Here is an 8,807-nt window from a genome sequence, read left to right on the forward strand (position 1 = left end):
ATTTTAATTTACGGACTACAAGTTCCACGTCACTTGGTATATCGACAGCTAATGATCCTAACTCTACCTCAACCATTTCGACTGGATAATCTGATTCTAAAAAGCGTAAGATTTCTATATCTTCAACTTGTTCATGTCGAGTTTTAAACTTATTACTATAAAAGAAAGCTAATTGATCTTTAGAAAAAGCATAGATACAAACCTGCTTATAGCCAAACTTGAATTCGCCGGATTTAGTTTGTGGGATTCCTGCGCGACTAATATAAAGTAACTTACCCGACTGACTAAATGTGACTTTAGGTACTGTATAAGAGTGAAACTCTTGCTCCGAAACAATCGGACACATGGCATTTGTTACATTACCACTCTTTAAAAACGCATTAATCACAGAATTAATATCTTTTGGATTAATAAGTGGCTCATCACCTTGTACATTAACTAAAAAGTCACAATTGAGCTGCTGATTAGCTTCAGCGAGTCGATCAGTACCCGTTAGACAATCAGAACTTGTCATAACAACTCTACCACCAAAGCTTTCTACAGCAGTTTGAATACGGGTATCATCTGTTGCAACATAAACTTTATCTTTACCTACAGCTAAACAACAGCGTTCCCACACATGTTGTATCATTGGCTTATCGCATATATTAACTAATGGCTTTCCAGGAAACCTGCTTGACTCATAACGGGCGGGAATTACTACTGCGAAGGTTTTCTCACTACTCATAATTAAAATCTCGCATTTGAAAAATCATCTATAACCATGTATTGCTCCAGGTCACACAACTTAATCATCTTCTCTTTTACATTTGAAAAAGGCGAATAGAAAACAAAGTCGATGTTATTTTGTTTAGCTGAAAGCAAATCTGACTCAGCATCACCAAACATAACAGCATTAGTCGTATGCCCCCTCTGGAGAATATCCTGGATTAACTGAGCTTTTGGTCTTGGTGAACCAAATACACCATCAAAATGAATATCTAAACAACGTTTTTTAAATACATCTCTTAGTTCGTTTTGCTCAGAACCGCTAGCGACATATCGTTTCCCTTCACATTGTTCGAGAAATTCTATGAAGTTGGGAGTTAATTCAGCTGATAGATATAAAGTACGGCACTGCTTGGAGAAATCATTCAAAACAAACTGTTCCAGTTCATCTTTGTCTCTCTCGTCAATTTCAAATATATTATCAAGAAAATGCGATACATGGTGAAAGCGTGACTTTCCAAAATTCTGACGGAAATAATTTACACATTCGTTGATGAGAACTTGAGATGAAAAATGCGCCTCCAGCGCATTTTTCATAGCTTCAATTTTCAATTGATTTGAGTTTAAGATCACTCCGTCACAATCAAAAATATATACCTCATATTCAGATAACAGGTGCATAAACTGAGCCTTTAGCAATTGGGTAGCTAGTCGGGGTCAAAGATTTAATTTCTTTGCTCTTTTCATGAGCGTTGTAAAGATTCAAGATATCCACCATCTCTTGTTGTCGAATGTCATCTTGAGCGTAGCCATCAAACCCAACCACTGAAATTGATTTCACTTCTGACTCAAGTAAAACTCCGAGAATATATGGTGTAGTTATATCGTATGGTATTGTCGTATAAGTACCTTGAGTGGCAAAAGTATCTTTCATAACACTTAACCCATAATCAACCAAATTAATCCCATTAAGCTCTGCCAATTCAGTTTCGTTGAAACGGCATTTAGGTAAAATTATTGGTTTATCTAATCCTTTATAGAGTGTTGACTCTGACAAAAATTTAGAATTGTGTGAAATTACATAGTAATCAATCAGTTCTGGTGCAATGTGAGCTGTTGTATTTATTGAAATAACTACAGATTTAGTTTTCTTTATGTACATCTCAACCGCAGGAGCATACTTTTCAGTATTTGGGGCATTAGCAATGATAAGTACATCTTTTCCATCGAACAGACCTTGTGCATCTTTGCTACCGTTAACTTCTGCTTTACTATCAGAGAAGTTCACTGCAGTATCAAGCACTGCTCCATTGTATGATGTTGTACCTTCTAATTTACTTAAATAGTCGATAGCCCCGATAATTTCATCTGTTCCATAATGAGTACTAGACAACAAATTTTGAATGTAAGTTGGATGCACGTCATGTTGAGCTCCTAGGAAATAAAGCAAGTTACTTCCCCAACCGTATTCTCTTTGCATCGCTTCAAAGTGACGAATAACCAATTCATAGATGGGTTTTGGATTGTACTTAGATTCAACTTTATTAAAGTAAGCTAGAAGGTTCTCAGTTTGTGTGTTACCTGCACCACGCCCCATGCCTGTAACTGTGCTATCTAACCATGATACACCAGCTTCCATTGCAGTCATTGTATTATCCAGGCCTTTACCCATGTTGTTATGAGTATGAATACCCATTGCGCCAATCCAATGAATACGGAGTGCTGCAATTATACGTTGTACTTCTTGACTATCCATGTTCCCAAGTGAATCGGCAAAATAAAGAACATCTAAACCTTCCCAGCTAGCAGCTTGACGAGCCTTATCTGAAATGACTTCGTCAGACTTACCACCAGCTTGCATAAGGTTGAAGCCTACGATATAACCTAATTTTTTAAGATGTGAAACAATAGGAGCTGAAAACTCTACTTCGTTAAAATGTGCAGCAACACGAACTAAATCAATTTTACTTTCAACAGCTGGAACGAAAAGTGAATCAATAGCAGATTCGATTGACATGCCTGATTCTAGGATAGTTTTAGCATCAACCATCACGCCGTAAGTAGGACCATCAGGCAATGTTAAAGTGTTAATAAAGTCTTCAGTCGTGTATGCAAAAGCTCCCAAGAATCCATCTTTAGGAAAATTGCGTAAGCCTAGCTCTACGAAGTCAATGTTGGCTTTTGCTACACTATTAAGGTATTGGGCAACCACTTCAGGCTCGAAATCCCAATTATTGTAATAGCCACCATCTCGGAGAGTGCAATCTAGAATGCAATTATTCATTTCGTTTCCTACTCTTTAAAATTTTTACAATAAATCTCAGCCTTTCAAGCCTACCTGAGACACTTTTTATCCATTTTGAGACAGCGTGGTCTTCGCTATCCCTTGTAGAACCTAGGTTTTACCGTTTTTTCAAAAACAGTCCCAATAGGCCTTTAAATTTATTTGCTCTAGCTTTCTTTTCTTACGAAATGTCTTATCAGAACCAGCATTACAGCTAACATACCACCCAGCATAGTACCTAATACGCATATTAGCGCCCGTTTTGGCTTGGCCTTTTCTTCTGGCACTAGTGCGGGATCGATAGTTTTAAATACGTATTCATCGCGCACTTCAGCAAACATAATGGTTTTAGCTTGTTCTTCAACTAGCTTATAGAGAATGGCGCGAATGTCAGCAACATTAGTTTGTGCAATCTGCCTATTTAAAAAGTCACTACTACGAGTCGCTTCTGCGACATCACGCTCTTTCATGACTTTGTTAATATCTTCAACTAACCAATTAACCCATTGCTGCGCAACAGTTGGCGACAAATGTTCTACAGATACTGTGACCATGCCAGTGTCCTTCGCAGAGTTTATGCTAACTATTTTACTAAACTCTTTATAGGCTTCCTGCATTGATGGTTCAGGCTTAAAAGGAGCTTTGACTTCTCTCACCCATGTCTTCGACGCAACATCATATAGTTCATCGTCATATACAATAGTGTTATCGGTCATGTTCCACTTTTTGGCGGCCATCAAATCAGGTAGAAGATTGTGCTTTTGAATAAAGTCACTAGCGAACTGTCGCGATTTCAATACCTCGATGGCCATCTGAGTCTTATCAACTCCACCACCGCTACCTAAATTAATACCAGCCATACTCGCTAAACCACCAAACTGAGAAGCAAGCGCGCTTAAACCGCCGCCTTGCTCTTCACTCGCTGGCGCTAACAGTGCTTCAGACTTATAGATATTGGGCTGCAAAATGGCAAAAATAACTGAGCCAATGGCAAATATGGCCGTTATCGCAATAATTAGCCATTTGCCTTGCCAGATAACGGAAAACAACTCTCGTAGGTCGATTTCATCATCAGCTTGTTGTACTTGGGCGCGCATATCGGAAAACTGTGCATCCCCATAGTTTTTTATCTCGGTGGACATAAAATTTGTGTCTCTGAGTCTCATCATCCTAAAAAGAAACCAAGCACTTTAATGACAACGTCATTAAAGTGCTCATCTAAAAGGCTATAATTTGGTAATCGTCGCCAGTGCAACGGCGCTGTTATAAATAATGCCGCTAACCTGAGTCCAAAGTGTTAGGTTGTCTTTATACTCAGTATCCAATGGCACAATAATGGTGTCGCCAGGATTAAGTTCTGTATTACTACTAAACCACATGGAGCGATTTGGCAGTATTACTGAACCATTTGCCTTTATAATATAAGTTCTGTCTTCATCGGCGCGCTCTCTTGCACCACCCGACATTTCAAGGTACTGATCTAGCGTTAGACCTTCCTTAAACCTGTGGGTCGCCGCATGTTGAACCTCGCCCATTACCGCAATCGTCTGCTTAACTGACGGAACATAAAGAATATCTTGATCTTCTAGCTGAAGATCCGCCTGCTCGATGCCAATTGAGATTGCTGACAAATCAACAACCAGGCGACCTACAGCCTTAATATTTTCAAGATCGGTAAGCATCAATTGCGCATCGCTATAATTCACAACATTACCATCTTTGGATACACCGCGAGTGGCGATGTCACGACGTAATTGGTCGGCAAGCTTCTTGATCTCAAGTTGCTCTTGTTGACGCACCGATTCACGAACGAACACTGAAGAAGGTAAATAAGCATACTGGGTAAAACCACCAGCACGGTCTATAACATCTGCAAGCGTCTCACCGCGGCGAATGTTATACACGCCAGGGAATTTTACTTCTCCGCGAATCTCAACCGCTTTATTTTCCTGCCAATCAGGTGTAGTCATAACGGTGAGAATATCTCTTGGATTAAGCAGTGAGTTCGCATCACTATTGCCTGCCAAAGCTTGAGCAAGATTAATGCTAGCGTGCCTAACGCTAGACTCCTCACTGTCAATAATCGTAGATGTCAGTTCGGCTCTAGCCGTATAAGCACCTTCGACTAATCCACCCGCTGCAGTCACTAAATCTTTAACTTTGGCTCCTTGAGTCAGCGGGTACACGCCGGGATGACGAACCTTGCCACTGATTGCAACAACCTGCGTACCGTTATCTGAATTACCTTGTGCAGCAAGCTCGGCCACTACAGGATAAAGCAACTCACTGCGATTCATCGAACCACTGAGTTTAATAAGTTCCTTATCATCAAACAGGTTAGCCAACATCTTGCTGACTTCACCTTTAATCAACTGCTCTTTATCATCTGGCGCTTCTTTGGCAATAACTACCCCACCAATCTGACTACGCTCTGAAAGTTGCATCTTATCAAGCTGTGAGAAGCCAGCCTTAAACAGATCGTTACCCACCAAGCTGTCGCCCGTTAGTAAGGTAACTTTCTCTACGCGCTGCTTTACCAGCTTATTTAACTCATAGCGATTCTGAGTATCATCGCTATAGTTGAATAGCATCACCTTATCACGAGGTTGCAATGTCAAATCTTGCGCCAAATCCTTCTCGGCAATAGCAAGGCTGGGTGAGAATTGTAATACCTTAACCTTACCGTAACGATTGACCTCACGAACGATAATGGCGTAGTTGAGATCGGCGGACATCGACAGGTCGCCCCAAAGTGATGGCAGAAGATCACTAATCTTTTGGCCATCAAACCATTGGTACTTTCCTGGACGCACGACAGCCCCCACCACGGTAATAGCATCTTCAAACTGACCTGAAGCGTTTTTAACGCGAATGAAATCACCGGGTTGAGCCTTAGTCGACTTTCCTTTTGAAGAAGTCAGATCCACATTAACAATAGAGCGGAGGCCATTGCTGTTATAGCGTTCGATACTACTGCTCTTAGGGTAGGCTCCTGGCTTGACACCTGCCGCCATGGCAACGATATCGGCAACCGTTTCATTCCGTTTAAGCTCGTAAATGGCTGGGCGACGCACTTCACCCGTAATGCTAACTAACCCACCAACAGGCGGAATAAACACCACGTCACCGGAGCGCAGACGAACATCCCCCGACGCATCACCGCGCATCAGTAAGTCATAAAGATCCATACTACCGACTAACTTACCGTTACGTTTGACTTGGATATTACGTAGCGAACCAATCTCATTTACCCCACCAGCAACAAACAACGCCTGGGTAATCGTCGACAAACTAGAGACAGTGTATGAGCCAGGCTTATAGGCATCGCCTGCAACAAAGATGCGAATCGAGCGAAGTTCACCCATGGTGATATTCGACTCGATACCTATCATCTGCTGAGAGATACGATGACTTAAAGATTCTCTAAGCTCCGCAAAGCTTAAGCCTGCAACCGAGATAGGACCAAGCTCTGGAAATTGAATGCTGCCTTCACGATTAATGACAAGATCATACTCTTTATTTTCTTTACCAAAGAGTTGCACCTTGATTCTGTCCCCCGGCCCTACCAAGTACTCGCTAGGCACTGGCACGTCTGAGACAGGCGCAAAGGTCGTTGGCTCGCCCTGAAACAACTCGTACCCGAAGCGCTCTAACTGATTTTTCTGCTCATCTTGCGAGAAATTAAGCTCGTTAGCAGCATCACGCGAATGATCGACGACCTCATTGGTGGCTCGAAGTTGAACCTCTTGAGTGTCACGAGGTTGAACCACTTGCGGATTTTCAAGCCCCTTCTGTGAATTGTTAACGCTGCCAAGCATCGCAGGGTCGATACCGTATTGACGCGCGAGTCTTTGCTGCTCAGATGCAGGCAGATTCTTAAATTGCTCTATCATTTGCGGCGAAGGCGTGATCGCCTGCGCCTGGGTCCCCACTAAAAACAGTGCGGTAACCGCTGTTAGAATGACTTTTTTGGTTCGTTGTAACACCGATACTCTCCATTGATAAAGGCAAGGTCTAAAAAATGTTCTGTCTTAAACATTAAGATTGGCATTCAGGCACACTGCCGTTCCACGTGGTGGCCAAAGCTATCGCTTAACGAATCCGCACTCAAAACGCTAAGTACTCATTCGATGCCCTTCAGGCACGCTACCGACCCGCGTGGCAGCGACCTGACTCAGTACATCCGGTACTTCACTCTTCGAGCCAGCTAAAGCTGCTAATGATTGTTCCTGACAATCATTTTCGGCGCCCACTAAAAGACAGAAGCTATTCTGTCTTTTGCCTTTCAGGCACGCTACCGACCCGCGTGGCGGCCAGAGGCCTTCGGCTATCGCTTAACGAATGAAACTTTTCATTCGATGCCCTTCGGGCACGCTACCGCCCATAGGTTACGGCTCCCAACATGCCCTTCACCACGCGAAAATCAGTTTTTAAATTAATCTTTGCTAAAACACTTTGCTTAAGATGCCTTACAAAATGACACATTAAACAAAGTACTTTTGCGCTATCTTGAAGAAAAAAGATTCATTGTACTGGAACAAAAAGACAATTACTGCTCACATAGCCATCAATTGTTCAATACAATCGAATGCGATCATTACCATCGGCTTAAAACAGCTTGATCCGGGCACCAAACAACCAAAATCTGTTTCCAAATAGCCCAAACACCGACGCAACGATTAGAGCATCATGACAATGAATCATTCTCTATGGCAGATCTCTTACATACATTAGCGCCAACAGCCTACTCCTTATCACCTATCCATGTGTAACTGTGTCTTCGAAGCCCTGCTTAAATAAGCCAGTGGCAACTCACATGTCTTCCTTAAACACCCTTGACGCTAGCTCGTGAAACAGACACCCTCTTTTGCTGCCCCATGATCTCAAACAAGATGTGGCAACGCTTATCGCCGCTCTCCTCTTCAAAGATCCCCTCAAGTTCCTTAAATGGTCCATCGACGAACTTCACCTTGTCACCGACAACCAAAGGCTGCTCACCATTTTCCGCTAGCATAGTGTCACTTGGTAGTTGCAGGGCATTAAGCATTTTTGCCTCACGCATCTTGATGGAGTGCACTATGGCGTCATCTATCGCCGTCATCTCCTCACGACAACCTATGATTCGAGACACGCCTCGCGTCGAATGTATCTTACTAACGCTAATCTCAAGCGGGTCGAAATAGATAAACAGGTAACAGGGAAATAGCGGCAGACGCTTAACACTGGTCTTGCCGGCCTTGGTGATCTGTTGTGGGAGAGTGGGCAGGTAAGTCTCTATCTGTTGCAATGCAAGATTTTGCTGCGCGCGCGTTTCGCCGCGAGGTTTGCAATACACAAGATACCAAGACTTCATAATTTCCTTAAGAACCTATTTTTATCGTTAGCTAACACTTAATCACCGCTATAGCTGACACCAATGCGGCTTTACTATCATAACTACTGTGTTTGCAAGACGCTTAGAATAACGCGCAATGCAAAGATAACGAGATAATTCAGGTGACATCCAATTCACGGCCGAAATCATAGCAAATACTCCAGGGCAAAGAAAAGAGCGTTTTTCCTCTATGGAAGGTGCGAATAAGTCCCGTGCTTGCTCTGCGTGTGCTTAAAGTGGATAGATGCTAGGCACAGTTTGCAGCGAATGGCCCTAGTCCTTCGCAAGAACTGTAACGCAGCAAATACCGCTGTAAGCCTCGCCCTGCGGGGCTTTGATAGCAACACCATTTCGGCGTTATTCAACTTCAGCAGGCCTCGGCATGCCCTCAGTTGAATGCCTTGAACTGTCGCTGCTATCAAAGCCAGAGCTGTGCGACGA

At 42.8% G+C, this 8,807-nt stretch carries 6 protein-coding genes; all 6 read right to left on the bottom strand.

Features of this window, described 5'->3' with window-relative positions; all coding sequences use genetic code 11:
* Positions 1-727: 3-deoxy-manno-octulosonate cytidylyltransferase (locus L1D47_RS19410; RefSeq protein WP_239886456.1), on the bottom strand; the 727-nt coding region annotated here is incomplete at its 3' end.
* A 2-nt stretch (positions 728-729) separates the two neighbouring features.
* Entirely contained in the window at positions 730-1,389 is a 660-nt protein-coding gene (locus tag L1D47_RS19415; protein WP_239886457.1) for an HAD hydrolase-like protein, read from the bottom strand.
* Positions 1,373-2,992, bottom strand: a complete 1,620-nt coding sequence (locus tag L1D47_RS19420) for an aldolase catalytic domain-containing protein (RefSeq protein ID WP_239886458.1) — start codon at positions 2,990-2,992, stop codon at positions 1,373-1,375. Before L1D47_RS19420 ends, L1D47_RS19415 begins: the two co-directional genes overlap by 17 nt.
* Positions 2,993-3,159: 167 nt before the next feature.
* The gene (locus L1D47_RS19425) at positions 3,160-4,134 is read right to left on the bottom strand and encodes a Wzz/FepE/Etk N-terminal domain-containing protein (protein WP_239886459.1); all 975 of its coding nucleotides are present in this window, start codon (positions 4,132-4,134) and stop codon (positions 3,160-3,162) included.
* An 84-nt stretch (positions 4,135-4,218) separates the two neighbouring features.
* On the bottom strand, positions 4,219-6,978 hold the full coding sequence (locus L1D47_RS19430) for an SLBB domain-containing protein (protein ID WP_239886460.1): 2,760 nt from the start codon (positions 6,976-6,978) through the stop codon (positions 4,219-4,221).
* 839 nt (positions 6,979-7,817) lie between these two features.
* Positions 7,818-8,345, bottom strand: a complete 528-nt coding sequence (rfaH, locus tag L1D47_RS19435) for a transcription/translation regulatory transformer protein RfaH (RefSeq protein ID WP_239886461.1) — start codon at positions 8,343-8,345, stop codon at positions 7,818-7,820.
* Positions 8,346-8,807 lie beyond the last annotated feature (462 nt).

Source organism: Shewanella sp. Isolate7 (assembly GCF_022398425.1).
In the GTDB taxonomy this organism is placed as follows: domain Bacteria; phylum Pseudomonadota; class Gammaproteobacteria; order Enterobacterales; family Shewanellaceae; genus Shewanella.

Excerpts from the sequence above, each read along its gene's own strand:
- L1D47_RS19415 (WP_239886457.1), bottom strand. The coding sequence starts at position 1,389 with ATGCACCTGTTATCTGAATATGAGGTATATATTTTTGATTGTGACGGA.
- L1D47_RS19420 (WP_239886458.1), bottom strand. The coding sequence starts at position 2,992 with ATGAATAATTGCATTCTAGATTGCACTCTCCGAGATGGTGGCTATTAC.
- L1D47_RS19425 (WP_239886459.1), bottom strand. The coding sequence starts at position 4,134 with ATGTCCACCGAGATAAAAAACTATGGGGATGCACAGTTTTCCGATATG.
- rfaH (WP_239886461.1), bottom strand. The coding sequence starts at position 8,345 with ATGAAGTCTTGGTATCTTGTGTATTGCAAACCTCGCGGCGAAACGCGC.